We start from the raw sequence: 19,510 nt of genomic DNA, 5'->3' as shown, positions 1-19,510 counted from the left end.
TGGTGAAATCCCGCTAATATCGACTGGTGCTGATTCTGCTGCCGCCTTCCGAAGGCAAGACCCCCGCTGCCAACGGCCCCTCCATCGACTGGGATGAGCTCAGCTTTCCTGAACTGAACCCCTACCGGGCCAAGGTGCTCGAAGCGCTGGGGACGGTGAGTGCGCACGAGGACGCTCTCGCTTTGCTGGGGGTCGGCGCCTCCCTGAGGGACGACGTCGAACGCAATACGCGGCTGCACGCCGAGCCAGCGGCGCCCGCGCACCAAGTGTATTCCGGGGTCCTGTACGACGCCTTGGGCTACAAGAGCATGACGTCGACGCAGCGCCGCAAGGCCAACGAGTCCATCTTGGTGGTGTCCGCGCTCTGGGGTGTCATCGGCTTTGGCGACCACGTCCCTGCCTATCGCTTGTCCATGGGAACCGCACTGCCCGACGTCGGCCGCCTCGCCTCATATTGGAAGCCGCAGCTTAGCGCTGCCCTCGCCTCACGCGCCGAAGGCGAGCTGTTGGTGGACTGCCGTTCCAGCACCTACGCCGCGGCCTGGGCTCCCCCGGCGTCGCAGACAGTCAATGTGAACGTCTTCAACGAAACGAACGGCAAGCGCACGGTGGTCAGTCACTTCGCCAAGCACACCCGCGGCGAACTGGCGCGGCACCTGCTGACCCGGAGAGGGAAGGCGCCTGCAACCCCGGGGCAGCTGTTGCAGGCTGCACTCGAGATCTGGAGGGCGGAACTCGTTGAGGGTACGGCCCGCAAGCCGCACGCACTCAACATCATCCTGTCGAGCTGACTTACCAGTCGCAGGCGAAAGCGGCCTGCGTCAGTTCCACTCCGCCGAACGAACCAGGATGACACCTGAATCCGGGCAAAAGACAATGTCGTCCTCCGCTGCGGCTTTGACTTCGGCGAGGTCGCCGGGACTGAGCATCATGCCGGAACCTTCGGACTTGCCGTGGAACAGACGGGCCGCACCGACTCCGCGCTTGGCAATGGTCTTCTCGTAGACGGCAAGAATTCCCGCGTCCAGGGATTCAGCGAATGAAGCGCGCTGCCCCCGAACCACCGTTTCTTCTGCCGCAATCTCGGCAATAGCCTCATCCAGTTCAGCTCGGATGCTGCCAAAGGAACCCTGAATGTCATCAACGATCGACTGCTGGGCGGCCTGACGCTCGCGCAAAGTATCCAAGCGTTCAAGAATTTCGAGTTCAACATCTTCCAGGTCAGAACGACGCTTGTTGAGGGACGCAATGTCGCTCTGCAAGGCCACCAGATCCTTGGACAGGCCGGTGCCACTGTTGAGCCGGGTCTCGTCGCGTTCAATACGGGTGGCTACCTGCTCCACATCGGCTTCCGCACGCCGAAGTTCGGCTTCTGCGTCATGAACGGCAACCTTGGCGGCGCCTAGCTCGCCGTTGGCCACACTCAGCGCGTCCGTGAGGTCAGTGATGCGTGGATCCGTTTCCAGAACCTTCCGGCGGCCGGCAAGCGACTTGAGCTTGGCATCCAGTCCCTGCAGTTCAAGCAATTTCAATTGTTCTGCCGGTGCTGCTTTCGCCACGCTTACCTCCGCTATTAGCCACCGGCCTGGGGATCAGGTCCGGCCGAACCGCCGCTATCCGTCAGGGCTGCCCGTATCTGTCTAGACTCTAGTCCCCGCCGGGAGTGAGTATGAAGTCCCAGGGATCGCTGTTGGTTCCGCTGACACGGATCTCGACGTCGTAGCCTTGGTCCGCGAGCACATTGCCCAACGCGTCAGCGGCAGCAGGGAGCCATAGCCATTCACTGGCGAAGTGCGAGACGTCAATCAAGTAGGGCCTGCCATTGGTGGCACCTTCGCGGGCTTCAGATGCAGGGTGGTGACGCATGTCTGCCGTGACGTACACATCAGCGTTGCTGGCGCGGACGGCATCGAACAAGCTGTCCCCGGCTCCACCGCAAACGGCAACGCGCCGGACGAGACCGTCTTTGTCTCCAGCTACCCGGACTCCCCCTGCGACGGCGGGCAGCATTTCAAAGACCCTGGCAGCGAAATCACCGAGCGTCTCAAGATCCGGAAGGTCCCCTACCCTGCCAATACCTTCCTCGGGCAAGCCGTTGCTTGCCGGCGTCAAGGGTGTGACGTTCTCCAAGCCGAAAGCATCGGCCAGGACATCCGAAACTCCGCCAACGGCTGAATCTCCATTGGTATGCACGGTCAACAACCCTGTCCCGGCCTCAATCAGCCGGTGCACAGCAAGGCCCTTCGCTGACGTGGCTGCCACGGAGTTAACCCCTTTGAGAAGCAGCGGGTGATGGGTGATCAGCAGGTCCGCTCCCCACTCCACGGCCTCATCGATCACGGCCAGCGTGGGATCCACGGCAAAGAGAACTTTGGTGACGGGAACATTGGGGCGGCCCACAACAAGACCCACCTCATCCCAGTCTTCAGCCAGTGACTCCGGCCATAATTCCTCGACAGCCAGCAACACCTGGCCGAGCGTGGGATCACCACTGGCGTCCGCTGTTTCGTCCTCTTCGACGGAATCCACATCAGAAATGTGGGTGTTTACTGCTTCCATGCTCTTATTCTTCCCTACTGAGCCGGATTTCTTGCCTACTGAGCCCCATCAGCTATCTGGAGCTCCGTGGCACCTCCCCGGTGCCGTAATTCTCCCGTAAGGTGAAACGGGAATCATCAGACCCTCCGATCCATTGAAGAGAACATGAAAACTTTCGTACTTGGCGGCGGCTGCTTCTGGTGCCTTGATGCCGTATACCAAAAGACCCGTGGCGTCAGCTCGGTGGTGTCCGGCTACACCGGCGGTCACGTCCGCAATCCTGATTACTACGAGGTATGTTCCGGAACCACTGGCCATGCGGAAGTTGTGGCGGTGACCTTCGACGAAACAGTAGTTCCGGAAGAGGTCATCCTGGACATGTTTTTCGCCCTCCACGACCCCACCACGCTGAATCGGCAGGGTTATGACGTGGGAACCCAGTACCGATCATCAATGTTCTACACAACCACGGAAGAGAAGGTGTTGTTCGAAGAAGCAATCGAACGCGCCCAGGCCCTCTGGTCCGATCCGATCGTGACCGAGGTCAGCCGCCTCCCCGAGTTTCATGAAGCCGAGGAAGTTCACCAGAATTACTATGCAAAGTTCCCCTACCAGGGGTATTGCCAGGTGATCATCAACCCGAAGCTGGCCAAGGCCCGGAAATATTACTCTGCATGGCTTAGTGCTTAGCGGTGTTTCGATCCCGATGGTTAGGCTGACCTCAGCATTCCCTCTTCAGAGATAGGCGTAATTTTCATGGCAAGGATCTACGACGACGTCACGCAGCTGGTCGGCCGGACTCCGCTGGTTCGTTTGAACCGGCTCACCGAGGGCCTCGACGCCACCGTTGCAGTCAAGCTCGAGTTCTACAACCCGGCCAACAGCGTCAAGGACCGCATCGGTGTGGCCATCATTGATGCTGCCGAGAAGTCCGGCGCCTTGAAGCCGGGTGGAACCATCGTTGAGGGTACCTCGGGTAATACCGGCATCGCCCTTGCCCTGGTGGGTGCAGCCCGCGGCTACAAGGTCATCCTGACCATGCCTGAGACCATGTCCACCGAGCGCCGCGTCATGTTGCGTGCTTACGGTGCCGAAATCGTCCTGACGCCCGGATCCGAAGGCATGCGTGGCGCCGTCGAGAAGGCACAGGAAATCGTCGCCAACACGGAGAACTCCATCTGGGCGCAGCAGTTCGCCAACGAGGCCAACCCTGCGATCCACCGCGCCACCACTGCCGAAGAAGTCTGGGAAGACACCGACGGTGAAGTAGACATCTTTGTGGCTGGCGTAGGCACCGGTGGCACCATCACAGGTGTTGGGCAGGTCCTCAAGGAGCGCAAGCCCGGCGTGCAGATTGTGGCCATCGAGCCCAAAGATTCGGCGATCCTCAACGGCGGAGCCCCTGGCCCGCACAAGATCCAGGGCATCGGCGCCAACTTTGTTCCGGAAATCCTGGACACCAACGTGTACGACGAAGTTCTTGACGCCACCCTGGAAGACTCGGTCCGCGTAGCCCGTGACCTCGGCGCACGTGAAGGTATCCTGGGAGGCATTTCCTCCGGCGCCATTGTGTGGGGCGCCCTCGAGTTGGCCAAGCGCCCTGAGAACGCGGGCAAGCTGATCGTTGCCGTCGTCTGTGACTTTGGTGAGCGTTACATCTCCACCGTGTTGTTCGACGACATCCGCGGCTAACACAACGCCGGTACGTCTTCATTTCCTGTAGAAAGGTCTTTGTGAGCTTCTTCGCAAGGCTTAAGGAAGACCTCGATGCCGCCCGGTCCCACGACCCGGCGGCTCGAGGCTCTTTTGAGAACTTTTTCGCCTACTCCGGCCTGCACGCCATCTGGGCGCATCGGATCACCCATCGGCTGTGGCAAAATCCGGCGCTCCGCTTTCCAGCCCGCCTGATTTCCCAGCTGGCAAGGTTCCTGACCGGCATCGAAATCCATCCCGGTGCAACCATCGGCCGGCGCTTCTTCATTGATCACGGCATGGGAGTCGTGATTGGTGAGACCGCCGAAATCGGTGAGGACGTGATGATCTATCACGGGGTAACGCTCGGCGGCCGGTCCTTGGCCAAGGTCAAGCGTCACCCGACCATCGGTGACCGCGTGACGATCGGGGCTGGAGCAAAGGTCCTGGGTCCCATCACCATCGGCGCCGGCAGCGCGATCGGCGCCAATGCCGTGGTGGTCAAGGACGCACCACCGGAGTCCATCATCACAGGCATTCCCGCCACATGGCGGCACCGTGATGCCCGATCCGAAACCAAACCTGCCGTGGATCCGGCGGAGTACTACATCGAATACCGGATCTAGCCGGCGAGCCTTCGGTAAAAGTTCCAAAAGACAGCATCGAAGGCGCGGTCCGGAAGAATTCTGCGCATTGCCAGGACGCTCCAGGCGCCCCTGCCCACCGGGTAGCGGGTTCTGGGGCGTTTTGCCGTTGCAGCGCGGACAATGGTTCTTGCTACAACCCCCGCCGGCGTCGACAACACATGGCCGGTTCCGGAGGTGGATGCCAACGCGGCAGCCACAATGTGCGCTTGTTCCCTGTAGGGTCCGCTGCCCGAGGCCATCAACAGGCCCTCCCCCGCTATGGCGCCCCACTCACTATCTGTTCCCGATGGTTCAATAATGACGACGTCGATTCCGTGTGGCCTCAACTCCAGCCGCAGGGAATCGCTCATTCCCTCCACCGCAAACTTGGTGCCGTGGTACCAGGCACCCAAGGGTTCATAAATTTTGCCGCCTATTGAGGTGATGTTGATGATCCGGCCTGTCCCCGCCCTCCGCATTCCGGGAATCACCAATTGGGACATCCCTGCCAGGCCCATGACGTTGACGTCAAATTGTCGCCTGCCCTCAGCCAGCGGAACTTCCTCCAGTGAGCCATAGGAACCGTAGCCCGCGTTGTTGATCAGCACGTCCACTGTGCCGTGTGCCGCTTCAATCGCCGCCACTGCCTGGACCATGGAGTCCTCAGAAGTGACATCCAAGGGCAGCACATTGATGCCGTGCTCTTTCAACGGCTCCATCTTGTCCATCCGGCGCGCTCCGGCGTAAACGGTGAATCCGGCGGCGTTGAGGGCAATGGCTGTGTCAAAACCGATTCCGGTGGAGGCACCGGTGACCAGCGCAATCCGGGCTGCCATGGTGGTCTCCTTCAGCTGTCTGGCGTGGCTCTTGGGTACGGCAAAGGCCGGCCCACCCCAGCGTAACTGGGCGGAACCGGCCTTTGGCGGAATGTTATTGCTAGTGGGTGTCGACTGCCGAGATTTCCGACTTGTCTTCGCCCCAGAGGGTGTGGAACGTACCCTCGGTGTCCACGCGACCGTAGGTGTGTGCACCGAAGAGGTCGCGCTGGCCCTGGATCAGGGCAGCGGCAACGCGCTTGCGGCGCAGACCGTCGTAGTACGCCAGGGAGGAGGAGAACACTGGTACCGGGATGCCCAGCTGGACTGCTGTGGCCACCACGCGGCGCCAGGCCGGGAGAGCCTCGGCGATTGCCTTGGTGAAGGCCGGTGCGAACAGCAGGTTGGCCGGCTTCTCCTCGGCGGCGTAGGCCTGGGTGATGTCCTTGAGCAGTTCTGCGCGGATGATGCAGCCTGCACGCCAGAGCGAAGCGATCTCGTCCAGCTTCAAGTCCCAGCCGTACTCCTTGGCAGCGGAGGTCAGCATGTCCAGGCCCTGGGCATAGGAGACCAGCTTGGAGGCGTACAGTGCCTGGCGGACGTCCTCAACGAACGTCTCGGGGATCTCCACTGCGGCTTCTTCACCGGCGAGCAGTTCCTGGCCGAGCTTGCGCTGCTCGGTCTGGGACGACAGTGCACGGGCGAAAACAGACTCGGCGATGCCCGAGACCGGGGAACCCAGTTCCAGCGCGGAGATGACCGTCCAGCGGCCCGTGCCCTTCTGACCTGCGGCATCAACCACAACGTCCACGAACGGCTTGCCCGTCTTGGCGTCAACGTGGCCCAGGACCTCGGCGGAGATTTCGATCAGGAAGGAGGACAGATCGCCCTTGTTCCACTCAGCGAAGATCTTGGACTGCTCTGCGGGCTCAATGCCTGCACCGGAGCGGAGGAGGTCGAACGCTTCACCGATGACCTGCATGTCGGCATATTCAATGCCGTTGTGGACCATCTTGACGAAGTGTCCGGCGCCGTCGGTGCCGATCCATGCGCAGCACGGTTCGCCGTCGACCTTCGCGGAAATCTTTTCCAGCAGCGGGCCGAGGGCGTCGTAGGACTCACGGGAGCCGCCGGGCATGATGGAGGGGCCGTTCAGGGCGCCTTCTTCGCCACCGGATACACCGACGCCGACGAAGTGCAGGTCCTTCTTCGCCAGCGCGGCTTCCCGGCGGCGGGTGTCCTCGTAGTGCGAGTTACCGGCATCGATGATGATGTCCCCGGCCTCGAGCAACGGCTCGAGCTGCTCGATCACGTTGTCAACGGGAGCGCCTGCCTTGACCATGATCAGGACACGGCGGGGCTTTTCGAGGGAGTCCACGAGTTCCTGCAGCGTTTCCGTGCGGATGAAGTCGCCGTCTGTGCCGTGCTTTTCGAGCAGGGCGTCAGTCTTTTCCACGGAGCGGTTGTGGAGAGCCACCGTGAAGCCGTTACGGGCGAGGTTGCGGGCCAGGTTGGCGCCCATCACCGCAAGGCCGGTGACACCGATGTGTGCTGACATCAAAACTCCATTTCGTTCTTGTACAAGTTCGTGTACAAACAGTCGCCCGTTACCCAAGGGGGCACGCGGGAAGCGATTTCAAAACCAGGGGCTGTAATAAACCATACGTATTTAAGCCAAGTGCGGGAAAGCGGCGCCCACGTTTTGGAACGGTGCCGCGTCATAAACAGTCTATGATGCCGCCCCGGTTTCCTCTGCGCACCTGACGTCGCCGCGCCACTATGCTTACCTCTATGTCAACCAGCCTCCACCACCGCGCCGTAGAGCACTTGGGCACCAGAATCGTCGGCGGTGCCCTTCCCACGGGCCATGTCATGCTGGCCGAGCATTTGGAAGACGAGCTCAAGGTCTCGCGCTCCGTGGTCCGTGAAGCTGTCCGTGTTCTACAGTCGCTGGGGCTCGTGGAGACCATCAAGCGAGTGGGTATCCGTGTGTTGCCGGCACATCGCTGGAACCCCTTCGATCCTTTAGTGATTCGTTGGCGGCTCGCCGGCGAGGGGCGGGGCGCCCAGTTGCGGTCCCTTGCTGAGCTGCGTTCCGCCGTCGAGCCTGTAGCGGCAGAACTGGCTGCAGGGAACGCACCGGAAAGTCTTCGGCAGGAGTTGGTGGGCATCTCACTTGCCATGAAGGAAGCCGGCGATGCCGGTGACATGGCCCGGTTCCTTGACCTCGACATCCGGTTCCATGCACTGGTCCTCTCCGGCTCCGGCAACGAAATGTTCGCCAACCTGATTGGCCAGGTCACGGAGACCCTCACAGGCCGAACCGTCCACGGGCTGATGCCCGAACACCCCCAAAAGCAGGCGCTCCAGTGGCACATGGACGTCGCCCACGCGATAGATGCAGGAGACGGCTCCCTCGCGCGCGATGCCGCCGCCAAAATCATGCGGCAGACCATTGCGGAGCTGGCTCCCAGCTGGAATGACCAGCCCCGCGTGTTCGTCCCCGTCGCGAAGAACTAACTGGTTACTGCTGGAAGTTCAGCAACACCTTGCCGGATTCGGCTGAGTTCCTCGCAACGTCAAATGCTTCCAAGCCTTGGGAGAGGTCGAACTCGTGCGTGACCACGGGGTCCACCAACAACGAACCATCGGCCAAGGCAGCAATGACGTCGTCGATTTCGTCATTGAAGCGGAACGAACCCAGCAGTTCCAACTCCCGGGTGATGGCCAGGGAGATGAAGACGGGCTGCGGTCCTGACGGCAGCAGCCCCACCATCACCACTTTGCCGCCGCGGGTGGCGCCCTTGATGGCCGAGGCAAGGCCAAAATGGCTTCCTGAAGATTCAATAACGACGTCGGCGTCCACTGCCGCTATAGCCCCGGCATCGTCGCCCTTGAGGACCTCGTCAGCGCCAACAGCACGGGCAATTTCCAAGGGCTTGTCATGCATGTCGACGGCGACGATCCGGGCCGCTCCGGCGCGCTTGAGTACGGCGACGACGAGTGCACCAATGGGGCCGCTGCCAATCACCAGGGCGGTTTTTCCTGCGACATCGCCCGCGCGGGCAACGGCATGCCATGCCACACTGGCCGGCTCAACCAGTGCGGCCGTCCTCAGGTCCAGGTTCTCCGGCAGCGGGCGCAGCATCCTGGCCGGCAGGTTGGCATAGCGGCTGAACGCGCCATCCGTGTGGGGGTACCGTGCCGCACTACCCAGGTATGTGCAACCCGGAGAGAGGTTGGGCCGGTCCTCAGGGTATCGGACGTCTCCGGGGGCCGGCGTGGCGGGGTGGACGGCCACGGGCGTTCCCACTGCGGGACCCTCGCCATTGGCTGCTTGCTGAACCACCACGCCCACAATTTCGTGCCCCAGGACCATGGGCTCCTTGAGGATGGACTCCCCTGCTGCCCCATGCAGCCAGTAGTGAAGGTCAGATCCGCAGATCCCGCCGTAGGCGATCTCCACGATCGCCTCGTCGGTGGCCGGCACGGTCAAGGGGATGTCTTCAATCCTGAGATCGCCCTTGCCATGGGCAACGACGGCGGGTCCGGACGTCGGGAGAATGATGCGCATCAGACCACCACCGTCATTCCACCGTCAACGAAGATCGTCTGACCGTTGACAAAATTGGATGCTTGCGAGGCGAGCCAGACGGCTGGCCCGGCCAGATCGGCCACTGTTCCCCAACGGTTGGCCGGGGTCCGGCCGAGGATCCAGGAGTTGAAATCGGGATCGTCCACCAGGTTCTGCGTCATTTCCGTGTGGATATACCCCGGTGCGATGCCGTTGATCTGCAATCCGCTGGCCGCCCACTCTGCGGTCATGGCGCGGGTCAGGTTACGGAGCCCGCCCTTCGCCGCCACGTAGGGAGCGATGGTGGGGCGGGCCAGGTCTGTCTGGACCGAGCAGATATTGATGATCTTCCCTTGTCCCCGGGGGATCATGTGCCGCGCCACTTCCCGACCCACCAGGAAGGCGCTGGTCAGGTTTGCGGTGATGACACGATCCCAATCCTTCACGTCCAGGTCCAGCATGGGCACACGGTGCTGGATTCCGGCGTTGTTTACCAGGATGTCCAGCGGCCCGACGTTCTCCTCGATCCAGGCCACTCCCTCTGCGGCGGCCGTGGCATCGGTGACGTCGAATGCACGGCTATGGACCCGCCCCTGCGGATAGTCAATCTCCATGGCTTGGTGGGCTGATTCGAGACGGTCCGGACTGATGCCGTTCAACACCACCGTGGCGCCTGCGTCTGCCAGCCCTTTAGCCAGGGCGTTACCAATCCCGCGGCTGGAGCCAGTGACCAAGGCAACCCGCCCGGTCAGATCAAAAAGTCCACTCATAGTTTGTTTTTCATTCCTTCTTCGGTTGGGCCGGTTCAGTTACTGCTGCCGGTTCAGTTGGTGCTGGCTGATGTGCGGCTAAGGTTCGCGATTGTTTGCCTGACGACAGCGAGGTCATGATCGCCCAGACCTTGGCGCTTGAGTTCGGCGTACAGGTCAATTGCCGCAGACGCCATGGGAACGGCGGAACCAACGGCTTCCGCACTGGACACCACGAAGCCCAGATCCTTGTGCATGAACTTGGCCGGTCCGGTGGGGGCATAATCCTTGGCGGCCAGCCGGGGGCCAACATTGTCCAGCACCCTGCTTCCGGCCAGCCCTCCGGAGAGAACCTCGAAGAGGGCTTTCACCTCCATGCCGGAGCGTTCGGCGAGTTCGGCTGCTTCGGCGAGGGCCGCCGTCGTGGTTCCCACAATGAGCTGGTTGCAGGCTTTCGCGAGCGACCCCGATCCAAGCGGCCCCATGCGCCGTACGGTGGTCCCCATGGTTTCGAGAAGCGGCTTGAGCGCTTCGAACCGGCTTTCGCTCGCGCCCACCATAATGGCAAGGTTTCCGCTTTGTGCGCCCGCGGTGCCGCCACTGACCGGCGCGTCCACTACTACCGCGTTGCCGCCGGTCGCCTGGTGAACAGCTTCGCCGAATTGCTGGACCGCGGTAGGAGAAACGCTGCTCATGATAACGACGGCGGTACCCGGCCGGGGCGGATTGCTCCGCCAGGACTCCAGCAAGTCAGCTGAAGCTTCTTCGATGAAGGGAAGGTCTGGGAGCATGAAGATGATGGCGTCTTCGTTGCGCAGTTCGGCGACGCTGGCTGCACGCTGGACGGCCAATCCTTCAAAGGCGGCACCGGAGCGGTTCCAGGCGGTGACGTTCCAACCGGCCTTTGCGATGTTTGAGGCCATGGGCGCCCCCATGAGACCCAGGCCAACGAAGCCAACTCTTGTGCTTGTCATGGCAGGTAATACCTCACTTCTTTGTGGTCATCTTCGCAAATTCTGTTCAATATCCTAGCCTCCATTCAGTATGATGAACACTATGACGACTGATGAACTTACCATCGCCATCGCTGTACCCCTCGAAGCCGAGCATGTAGAGCTGATCCGCGCTGTAGATCCCTCCGTAACAGTTCTCTACGAACCCGAGCTCCTTCCGCCGGAACGCTTCCCGGCCGATCACGCAGGCGATCCCGAATTCGAGCGCACACCAGAGCAGGAAGAACGCTATTGGGACATGCTGAACCGGGCCCAGATCCTCTACGGCTTCCCCAACGAAAGCCCGGCCGGACTGGCGCGCATCGCAGGCAGCAACCCCCATCTGCAATGGATTCACGCCATGGCAGCAGGAGCCGGTGGCGCGGTGAAGGCCTCCGGGCTCGACACCGAAACCCTGCAGAAGTTCCGCGTCACAACGTCCGCCGGAGTCCACGCACTGCCGCTGGCGGAATTTTCAGCCTTCGGCATCCTCAACGGCTTCAAGCGCAGCGCGGAGATGGCACAGGATCAGGCCGCCAAGTTCTGGCCGGAATTGAGAACACCCACCAAGCTGGCCAACGGCTCCAAAGTTGTGATCGCCGGCCTCGGTGAAATCGGCATGGAAACCGCCCGAATCGCGCGTGCCCTGGGAATGAAAGTCAGCGGAACCAAGCGCAACGTTGAAGCCATTGAAGGGATCGACGAGGTCACCGACAACGGTGGCCTGCCCGGCCTGCTCGCTGATGCCGACGCCGTCGTCAACACGCTGCCCGGCACGCCATACACAGAGAAGCTTTTCAACAAGGACATTTTCTCTGCCATGAAACCGGGCACCGTGTTCGTGAACGTGGGCCGCGGAACCGTGGTGGATGAAGAAGCTTTGCTGGAAGCGCTGGACAACGGCCAGGTTTCATACGCCTGCCTGGACGTTTTCGCGGTGGAACCGCTCCCCCAGGACAGCCCCTTGTGGACTCACCCCAAGGTCCTTGTGTCGCCGCACACCTCGGCATTGAGCGCTGCCGAAAACCGGCTCATCGCAGAACGCTTCTGCGGCAACCTGCGGACCTTCCTGGACGGTGGTGAACTTCCGCACCTGGTTGATCCGGTCCATTTCTACTAGGCCGTCAACTACCACCCCGTGGCGTCAAACCACCTCTCGGACAACGCCTCCGTCATGGTCCTGGCGTAAGTGCTCGAGAGGTGGTTGTCGTCAAGGTACACGTAAACGTTGCCCACAATGCCTGGACAGGACCCGCCGTCACAGATCAAATCCGTCATGTCCAGGATCGATAACCCCGTGAAGGTGCCCTCCAACTGATCCAAAGGATTGGATTCGGCGAGCACCGACGACAGGGCAGGTCGGCACCGCGGATCATCCACTCCGGAGGCCATGGCACATTCACTGGGGCTGAAAGAGAAACGCGGGTTGTCCCGCATGGCGATGACTTCCACGCCTTGATCAGTCATTTCACCCACCAACTCGTCAAGGCCCCACGTCAGGTCCTCGTCAGGTGAGTCGGGAACTGCCGCTGTGCCTACCAGAAAGACAGCATCGGGCCGATGGATACGGATGTGTTCCCGGACATTCCTGTTGAAGGCATTGCATTCGTCCCCCACCTCATCGGTTTCAGTCATGAACGGGCAGGCCCCGAACGTGACTGCTTGAACACGCCAACGGTTTTCCTTGGCCAGCGGACCGATCGCTCCGAGCCATTGCAGCGAATGGGACTGACCCACCACAAAGACTGTCTTCTCTGCGTCAGCGCCGACGTCGTTCTGCTGGCACTCTGAAAAAAGCACCGGATCCGCGGGACGGAGCTCACCGGTACATGGGCCATCGAGCTTTCCCCAATCTTCCGGAAGCTGCTCAGGGGTGGGCAGTGTCCGCGCCCCTTCCCTGACAAGGTCAACGTAGCCGGGCAACAAGGCGCGCGCACCGGGGTTGTCGTCGGCGTCCTGATGGGCGATCAGATTCTTCTCCACTTGTTGCTGGTATCCGAACTGCACCATCGGAGCAGCGGCCACCCCCAGGCAAACAAGTACGGCCACCGCCAGGCGCCGTCGTTTGGCTTCCGGCCACCTCCATGCGCGCAGAGGCTGCTCCACAAACCGTGTGGTAAGAAGCGCCAGCACCAGCGACGCAGCAACGATCACAGTGCCGGTCAAAGCATCGGCATGATCCCGGCCCATCCACACCAGGGTGACTACCAAGAGCGGCCAATGCCATAAGTACAGGGCATACGAGGTGGAACCCAGCCCGACCAAAAGTTTGGACGACAGAATGCGGTCCACTCCCAGGCGGCTTCCGGACTGCCCCGCGATGATGACGGCCACGGCCGCCAGGGTCGGCCACAGTGCTACGTACCCGGGAAACGCGGTCTGGACCTGAAGCAGGGCTCCACAACTCAACATAGCGGCCACCCCAACCCACCCCAGCACGCCTCGCACTCCGCGGCCGGGCTGAAGATACGGGAGCAACAGCGCCACGAGAGTGCCCAAGGCAAACTCCCACAGCCGGGCAAAAGTATCGAAATAAGCCAGTTCCTGATGTGCGGCCGTGAAATAGACCGAATAAGCCAGCGACACCGCGAATATCAGCCCGAACACTCCCAGCAGCACAGCCCGGTATTTCAGGCCATACCTACGGCACACCCAGGCAGCGGCAACAAAGATCGCCGGCCACAAGATGAACACCTGCCCCTGGATGGACAGCGACCAGAAGTGCTGAAAGGGGCTCGCCACGCTGTGGTCTGCCGCGTAGTAATTGACCACCTGTTTCTGAAGCAGCCAATTTTGCACGTAGAAAAGGGACGCCCACCCTTGGCTGAAGATCTCAAGCCATCGAGTGCGGGGAATCACCAGATAAGTGGCCGCCAGCGTGGCAAGCAACACCACAACCACCGCAGGCAACAGCCTCCAGAACAGGTGCAACCAGTGCCGCACCAGTGAAACCGGCCGGGCATCGTCGAAACGGCTCACGAATTGCAGTGTCATCAGGAACGCCGAAATCAGCAGAAAAACGTCCACTCCACCGGAAACCCGGCCGAACCAAATGTGGTACGAGACAACCATGAGCACCGCCAAGGAACGCAGGCCCTGAATCTCAGGCCTGAAGCTGGTGCCCGCTCCACCCGTCCTGACCCGCCCAGGACTTTCCGGTGATGCAAGGCCCTTGGTGGTTGTCATGGACACGCTCCTCTTTCACTGCACCAATTCTGCACTGCCGACGGTGTTTTACCATCACACTCTTCGGACGCATTGTGTGTCCCGGACACTACAGAGCGGCACCCTCCACAAGGAGGGTGCCGCACGTGTTCTCTTGGTCTTCAGGTATTCCTGCCCCCGATTGTTCGTTGGGAACTACTTAGCGTCCTCCGTGCTGACCAGGTCCCTGCCCGCCGTCTCTGGAGTGAAGAACGTGGTCACGAAGGAGATGAGCGCAAGGACCAGGGAGTAGATGGCCAAAACCAGCCACGAGTGGTTGGTGGCGGCCAACATGAGCGCACCCAACAGCGGTGCGAGTCCACCGGCCAGGACGGCCGAGATCTCCCGGCTCATCGCCACCCCGGTGAAGCGGTACTGGGATCCGAAAAGTTCCGGCAGCAGCGGGCACTGGGGGCCGAGCATCGACTGGACGCCGATTGCGATGCCAACAGCCATGACAATCCACACGAGGGTAACGTTGCCGAGCGTCACCAGATAGAACGCAGGAACGGCAATGATGGCCTGGAAGAGGGCTCCATAGCGGTACACAGGAACACGACCGTAGCGGTCGGACAAGGCACCGAATGTCACCACCATGACAGCCGCGAAGCCGGCAGCAATCAGGAGGCCAACCGGACCGATGGAGTTATTTCCCGCAAAGACTCCCGCCGGCATGCTCATAAAGGACACCAGCAGCGCGGAGTAGATCGAAGAGTTGCCGTTCTCGCCCATGCGGAGGCCGATGCCAATAAGCACGTTCTTTTTGGAGTGCTTCCAGAGCGCACCAATGGGGTTCTTGACCACATTCTTGTGCTTCTCCAGCTCCTGGAAGGCCGGGGTCTCCTTGAGCTTGAGGCGAATAAAGATGGCCACTGCGATCAGGATGAAGCTTGCAAGGAAAGGTACGCGCCACAACCAGCCCTGAAGGACGGATTTGTCCGCCATGGTGATGAGCGCGAAAGTTCCGGCACCGAGGAGCGTGCCCAGTTGGATGCCGACAAACGGCAGCGAAGCGAAGAAACCACGACGGCGCCGCGGAGCAACTTCCGAAATCAGAGTTGTTGCGCCGGCCTGCTCCGCCCCGGCTCCCAGCCCCTGGATGATTCTCAAGGTCACCAGCAGAACAGCCCCGAGCATTCCGGCCTGTTCAAACGTGGGCAGCAGACCAATGGCAAAGCTCGCTGTCCCCATCAAGGCGATGGTCAGGATCAGGACCATCTTCCTGCCGAACCTGTCCCCGATGTAGCCGAAGATCAAACCGCCGAACGGACGTGCAGCGAAGCCAACGCCGTAAGTGGCGAACGAAGCAATCAGGGCACCATCGGGGCCTAGTGGGGAAAAGAACAGCGGGCCGAAGATCAGCGCAGACGCCAGACCGTAAATATAGAAGTCGTAGTACTCCAGCGCGGAACCTACAGAGCTGGCCAGCGTAGCCCTGCGGAGCTGTTCCGGCTCAACTACAGCGTCGTCAGCCTCGGCTGCGAGCTTTTCATTTGCACGAGTTATCACAAGCACTCCCTCAAAATCACCCCGGGCCCCCGTTGGCCCAGCGAGATAGTGATGGCATCACCGCCAAGATCACTATGATGAACAGCGTACAGCTAGTTGAACGAGCTGCCAAGGTTGTAATCAGATTTATTAATCCTGCCAGTAGCCCTAGCCCATGGGATTGCCCAGGGAGCGCGCCAACTCCTTGAGTTCCTTGACCATGAGCGCGCCCTGCTCCTCTGAATACGTGGCCTTCAGTGCCGTCACGGAGAGGCCGAGGCTTGGTCCATGAGCTCCGTGCGTGGGGACCGGGACAGCCAGGCACACCACACCCACCGTGGACTCTTCGTCCTCGAAGGCATACCCCTGCTGACGAATAGTGGAAATCTCTGCCTTGAGCTCCTCAGCAGTCTTGAGTGAGTTAGCAGTCATCGTGGGGAGCTCCATGCCATCAGGGAACATGGAGTCGATATCGTGATCGTGCAGCTGAGCAAGAAGCGCCTTGCCTACACTGCACAGCGAAACGGGCATCTTGTCGCCGATATTGGACGTCAACCTGACCGCCGGATGACCCTCGTATCTCGCCAGGTAGATGACGTGATCGCCGTCGAGCATCGCGATCCTTACAGTCTCCCCGGAGAGCGTGGGCGCCTGCTCACAGTACTTGTAGAACTCCTGGACCTCGTCGAGCCGGCTGAGATAAGCGGCACCCAGCTCCACGAGCTTCCGGCCCAAGGCAAAATCCGCCCCCTGCCTGGTAATAAGACGGGCTTCCTCGAGAGCCAACAACAAATTGGAGGTGGAAGACTTGGGGATGCCGAGCTCACGCGAGAGATCGCTCAGCGTCAAACGGCCCGAGGGCGACTCAGCAAGCGCCTCCAGCACCGCAGCGGCACGGGTAACGGCAGGCGCCGGCGATGAGGCGCCCAGCCCTTCGGAACGGGAGGAGCGGGAATCGGCCATGATTCTCCTTCGACATCGCAATTCGGGTGTTCAATCTGCTGAACACTACTCATCATAGTGGAATGTGGACGTCGGAGAAGGGCCCGCGCCAGCCACGCTCCCCCTTGCCATGGGCCACACTTTTCAAACCCGAAAGTTCTCTGTATATTCATCTTCGAGCTCTCCACCGCGGCATCCCCCAATAGTCGTGGTGGAGAGCTCATCCATTTCCAGGACCAGCGCTACGCAGCAGCGAGTTCCTCGCCCCGGACAAACCAGCCCCCACCGGAACCATCCCGCACCAATTCCCAGGTGGCGATGCCGGATCCCGGGGTGTTTCCCAAACGAACCTGAACCTGCCACACTTCAACATCCACCCGCCCCTGCCCTCGCGGCATCCGCCGGGATTCCTCCCACCAGGCAACCCGCTCAAACCAGCGGACAGGTTCCACCACCATGGGCCACTCGCGGCCTCCCCTCACTACTACTGCCGGGGCGCCTTGCTCAACCGTGGGGATATCTACTTGCTCCATGGAAAAGACCGTAGGGCGGTGCTCTGACATTAAAGGTTGCTCTGACATTAAAGATGGAGCAAAAGAAAATCCAGAGAAACAAAAAACCCCGCCTTCCAAGTCTCACAACTTGAATGACGGGGTTTTGTTTGGTGGGTCCTACCGGGATCGAACCGATGACATCCACGGTGTAAACGTGGCGCTCTACCAGCTGAGCTAAAGACCCAAACCTCGGCCTCCACGCTTCGTTACTTCCTCAGCGCTTCAACCAACGAACAATGACTCTACATGATCAACCGCCGGAAACACCAATCGGCTCCGAAGCCCGTGGAAGATCCGGCAAAGAGCGTGCAAGGTAGTCCAAAGCTCCACTAACTCCCAGCTCCAGTTTCAGCTCAGCAAAGTCATCACCGCGGGTAGTTCCGCGGTTGATGATGACCACTGGCTTTCCTGTTTTTGCGGAGTGACGCACAAAGCGCAATCCACTCTGAACCGTCAGCGACGACCCCGCCACCAAGAGGGCATCGGCGTTATCCACCATCCCGTAAGCGCGGGCCACACGATCCTTGGGGACGTTCTCGCCGAAATAGACAAAGTCTGGCTTCAACGTCCCACCGCAAATAGGACAAACAGCCATGACAAAGGAGGTAATGAGCTCAGAGTCCTCCACTGTCGCATCAGCATCCGGGGCCATCTCCACTTCGCCGGACTCCACAGCGGCTTCGACAAAGCCAGGATTAATTTCTTCAAGGATCGCCGCGATCACATGCCTGCTGAAGGTGTGCCCGTTGCTGAGGCAAACCACTTGGTCGTAGCGGCCGTGCAGGTCCACCACGTTGACGCTTCCCGCGTCCTCATGCAGCCTGTCCACGTTCTGCGTAATGAGTCCTGTCATCAGGCCGCGACGTTCCAAAAGAGCGACGGCGGCGTGGCCTGCATTAGGATCGGCATGCCTGAGGTGGGACCAGCCAATATGGTTCCTCGCCCAGTAGCGCCTGCGGTTTGCCTCACTCCCAATGAACTCTTGGAAGGTCATGGGGTTCCGTGGTGCAGAGCCAGGACCACGGTAGTCAGGTATCCCCGAATCCGTGCTTAACCCGGCGCCGGTGAGGACAGCCAGGCGCTTACCCCCCAGCAGGTCCGAGGCCCCCCTGAGTTCTTCGAGTTCCTTGGGGTTCAGCTCCGCCGCCGGCGCAGGTGCCATACTGGCGAATCCAGTCATACCCACTCCGGGGCTATGGCGGCTCATCGCTACTGACCCGTCAAGGACAACAACGCCCGACGGTATTCAGTCAGGTCCCTTGCCTGACCCCGAGGATTGACAACCACGTAGCGGACAGTGCCGGCGGCATCGATGATGAAGGTTCCCCTCAACGCCATGCCGCTGGCTTCGTCGAAGACACCGTAGTTTCTTGCTACCGCCCCGTGTGGCCAAAAATCTGCCAGCAGGTCAAAGCCGAAATGCTCATGCTCTGCGTAGGCCCGCTGGGCGAACTTACTGTCTACGGATATGGCCAAAACTGTGGCATCCGAATCCTCGAAGGCAGCGATGTTGTCGCGAATCTCACAGAGCTCTCCAGTACAGATGCCGGAGAAGGCAAAGGGAAAGAACACGACAACAACGTTGCGGCCCCGGAAATCGGTCAAGCGAACAGGCTCGCCGTACTGATTCAGCAGTTCAAAATCCGGTGCGAGCTGCCCCACTTGGGGAACATGCACGGGGGCAGGTGCCTGCTGGACTTCGGTCACTTGTTCTTCTTGGGCACCAAACGCGTGGCGCTCCAGTCCTTTGAAACACCTGCCGAGGTAGTCAGGTGCAGCCCCGAGGTGGGCGCGGCATCCTGGATGTCTGCTGGAGATACGTAGTTGTCACGTCCCGACTTTGGCGTCAGCACCCAAACAACTCCGCCTTCCTTCAGGTTGGTAAGCGAATCCATGAGGGCATCAACAAGGTCACCGTCGCCGTCCCGCCACCAAAAAACAACAGCATCCACGACGTCATGATCATCTTCATCCAACAACTCGGAGCCTGTGACATCCTCGATGTCGTCACGCAAGTCGAAATCGACGTCGTCGTCGTAGCCGCGTTCCTGAATCAGATCCCCATCTTTGAAACCCATTCTTTCCGCCACATTTACCGATGTGGCGGCGTCGGCCTCGCTCACGTTTCCTCCTTTTGCAGTGACTTCCATTACTAACAGCCAACACCCTTTGGGCGTGTGCTTCAAGCCATTGTCCCAGCCAGCGGCCATATTCCGCATTCCATAAGGTGTTTCGAGGCCACGGGGATTGCGTGCTTTGCGTCACGGAGGCGGCGGGAGTGTGACATACAACGCCCGCGAGGGCCTGCGGCTACGCATCGTGACGCCGCGAAAGCT

General features: G+C 60.7%; 20 protein-coding genes and 1 tRNA gene. 6 read left to right on the top strand and 15 right to left on the bottom strand.

What is annotated here, in order from left to right:
• The first annotated feature begins 26 nt into the window (after positions 1–26).
• Entirely contained in the window at positions 27–791 is a 765-nt protein-coding gene (locus tag AR689_RS08795; protein ID WP_062069177.1) for a YaaA family protein, read from the top strand.
• A 30-nt stretch (positions 792–821) separates the two neighbouring features.
• Here the strand turns inward: AR689_RS08795 and AR689_RS08790 are convergent, their stop codons facing one another.
• Together AR689_RS08790 and AR689_RS08785 are read right to left on the bottom strand one after the other, a co-directional pair.
• Complete coding sequence (locus AR689_RS08790; RefSeq protein ID WP_062069175.1) at positions 822–1,559, bottom strand: zinc ribbon domain-containing protein; 738 nt, start codon at positions 1,557–1,559, stop codon at positions 822–824.
• Between the two features lie 88 nt (positions 1,560–1,647).
• Entirely contained in the window at positions 1,648–2,559 is a 912-nt protein-coding gene (locus tag AR689_RS08785) for a Nif3-like dinuclear metal center hexameric protein (RefSeq protein WP_062069173.1), read from the bottom strand.
• Between the two features lie 144 nt (positions 2,560–2,703).
• Here AR689_RS08785 and msrA point away from each other — a divergent pair, with 144 nt between their 5' ends.
• The 3 genes from msrA to epsC all read left to right on the top strand — a co-directional run bounded on the left by msrA (position 2,704) and on the right by epsC (position 4,856).
• Complete coding sequence (gene msrA, locus AR689_RS08780; RefSeq protein WP_062069170.1) at positions 2,704–3,228, top strand: peptide-methionine (S)-S-oxide reductase MsrA; 525 nt, start codon at positions 2,704–2,706, stop codon at positions 3,226–3,228.
• 66 nt (positions 3,229–3,294) lie between these two features.
• The gene (gene cysK / locus AR689_RS08775) at positions 3,295–4,230 is read left to right on the top strand and encodes a cysteine synthase A (RefSeq protein ID WP_062069167.1); all 936 of its coding nucleotides are present in this window, start codon (positions 3,295–3,297) and stop codon (positions 4,228–4,230) included.
• A 41-nt stretch (positions 4,231–4,271) separates the two neighbouring features.
• Entirely contained in the window at positions 4,272–4,856 is a 585-nt protein-coding gene (epsC, locus tag AR689_RS08770; RefSeq protein ID WP_062069163.1) for a serine O-acetyltransferase EpsC, read from the top strand.
• Here epsC and AR689_RS08765 read toward each other — a convergent pair.
• Together AR689_RS08765 and gnd are read right to left on the bottom strand one after the other, a co-directional pair.
• Positions 4,853–5,692: an oxidoreductase gene (locus AR689_RS08765; RefSeq protein WP_062069160.1), complete on the bottom strand. Its 840-nt coding sequence runs from the start codon at positions 5,690–5,692 to the stop codon at positions 4,853–4,855. The genes epsC and AR689_RS08765 overlap by 4 nt on opposite strands.
• 100 nt (positions 5,693–5,792) lie before the next feature.
• A complete protein-coding gene (gnd, locus tag AR689_RS08760; RefSeq protein ID WP_062069158.1) occupies positions 5,793–7,229 on the bottom strand; it encodes an NADP-dependent phosphogluconate dehydrogenase in 1,437 nt (478 codons plus the stop codon).
• Positions 7,230–7,462: 233 nt separating this feature from the next.
• On the opposite strand from gnd, the gene AR689_RS08755 reads away from it, so the two are divergent.
• Positions 7,463–8,191, top strand: a complete 729-nt coding sequence (locus tag AR689_RS08755) for a FadR/GntR family transcriptional regulator (protein ID WP_043471334.1) — start codon at positions 7,463–7,465, stop codon at positions 8,189–8,191.
• 4 nt (positions 8,192–8,195) lie between these two features.
• Here AR689_RS08755 and AR689_RS08750 read toward each other — a convergent pair whose 3' ends face one another.
• The 3 genes from AR689_RS08750 to AR689_RS08740 are packed head-to-tail and all read right to left on the bottom strand — an operon-like array spanning position 8,196 to position 10,968.
• Positions 8,196–9,245, bottom strand: a complete 1,050-nt coding sequence (locus AR689_RS08750; protein ID WP_062069155.1) for an L-idonate 5-dehydrogenase — start codon at positions 9,243–9,245, stop codon at positions 8,196–8,198.
• Positions 9,245–10,015 carry an SDR family oxidoreductase gene (locus AR689_RS08745; RefSeq protein WP_062069152.1) on the bottom strand — a complete coding sequence of 257 codons (771 nt, stop codon included), beginning with the start codon at positions 10,013–10,015 and terminating at the stop codon, positions 9,245–9,247. The genes AR689_RS08750 and AR689_RS08745 overlap by 1 nt, the downstream gene beginning before the upstream one ends.
• A gap of 53 nt (positions 10,016–10,068) precedes the next feature.
• Positions 10,069–10,968 carry an NAD(P)-dependent oxidoreductase gene (locus AR689_RS08740; protein WP_062069149.1) on the bottom strand — a complete coding sequence of 300 codons (900 nt, stop codon included), beginning with the start codon at positions 10,966–10,968 and terminating at the stop codon, positions 10,069–10,071.
• A gap of 70 nt (positions 10,969–11,038) precedes the next feature.
• Between AR689_RS08740 and AR689_RS08735 the strand changes: the two genes are divergently transcribed.
• On the top strand, positions 11,039–12,106 hold the full coding sequence (locus tag AR689_RS08735) for a D-2-hydroxyacid dehydrogenase (protein ID WP_062069146.1): 1,068 nt from the start codon (positions 11,039–11,041) through the stop codon (positions 12,104–12,106).
• A gap of 8 nt (positions 12,107–12,114) precedes the next feature.
• Here the strand turns inward: AR689_RS08735 and AR689_RS08730 are convergent, their stop codons facing one another.
• From AR689_RS08730 to AR689_RS08695, 8 genes are all read right to left on the bottom strand, one after another.
• Positions 12,115–14,172 (bottom strand): acyltransferase family protein, encoded by a 2,058-nt coding sequence (locus tag AR689_RS08730; RefSeq protein ID WP_062069143.1) that lies wholly within the window; start codon positions 14,170–14,172, stop codon positions 12,115–12,117.
• A gap of 174 nt (positions 14,173–14,346) precedes the next feature.
• The gene (locus AR689_RS08725) at positions 14,347–15,705 is read right to left on the bottom strand and encodes an MFS transporter (RefSeq protein ID WP_062069139.1); all 1,359 of its coding nucleotides are present in this window, start codon (positions 15,703–15,705) and stop codon (positions 14,347–14,349) included.
• A gap of 141 nt (positions 15,706–15,846) precedes the next feature.
• On the bottom strand, positions 15,847–16,641 hold the full coding sequence (locus AR689_RS08720) for an IclR family transcriptional regulator (protein ID WP_062069136.1): 795 nt from the start codon (positions 16,639–16,641) through the stop codon (positions 15,847–15,849).
• A gap of 221 nt (positions 16,642–16,862) precedes the next feature.
• Positions 16,863–17,153 (bottom strand): hypothetical protein, encoded by a 291-nt coding sequence (locus tag AR689_RS08715; RefSeq protein ID WP_062069657.1) that lies wholly within the window; start codon positions 17,151–17,153, stop codon positions 16,863–16,865.
• Between the two features lie 129 nt (positions 17,154–17,282).
• Positions 17,283–17,358, bottom strand: a tRNA-Val gene (locus AR689_RS08710).
• Between the two features lie 66 nt (positions 17,359–17,424).
• Complete coding sequence (locus tag AR689_RS08705) at positions 17,425–18,381, bottom strand: NAD-dependent protein deacetylase (RefSeq protein WP_062069133.1); 957 nt, start codon at positions 18,379–18,381, stop codon at positions 17,425–17,427.
• A 2-nt stretch (positions 18,382–18,383) separates the two neighbouring features.
• Complete coding sequence (locus AR689_RS08700; protein WP_062069130.1) at positions 18,384–18,881, bottom strand: peroxiredoxin; 498 nt, start codon at positions 18,879–18,881, stop codon at positions 18,384–18,386.
• On the bottom strand, positions 18,878–19,297 hold the full coding sequence (locus AR689_RS08695; protein ID WP_026005795.1) for a DUF3052 domain-containing protein: 420 nt from the start codon (positions 19,295–19,297) through the stop codon (positions 18,878–18,880). The genes AR689_RS08700 and AR689_RS08695 overlap by 4 nt, the downstream gene beginning before the upstream one ends.
• Positions 19,298–19,510: the final 213 nt, after the last annotated feature.

The sequence above is a fragment of the Arthrobacter sp. EpRS71 genome (genome assembly GCF_001512285.1).
GTDB lineage: Bacteria > Actinomycetota > Actinomycetes > Actinomycetales > Micrococcaceae > Arthrobacter.
Note: the sequence above shows the minus strand (reverse complement) of the source record. Positions and strands in the feature narration are given on the sequence as shown.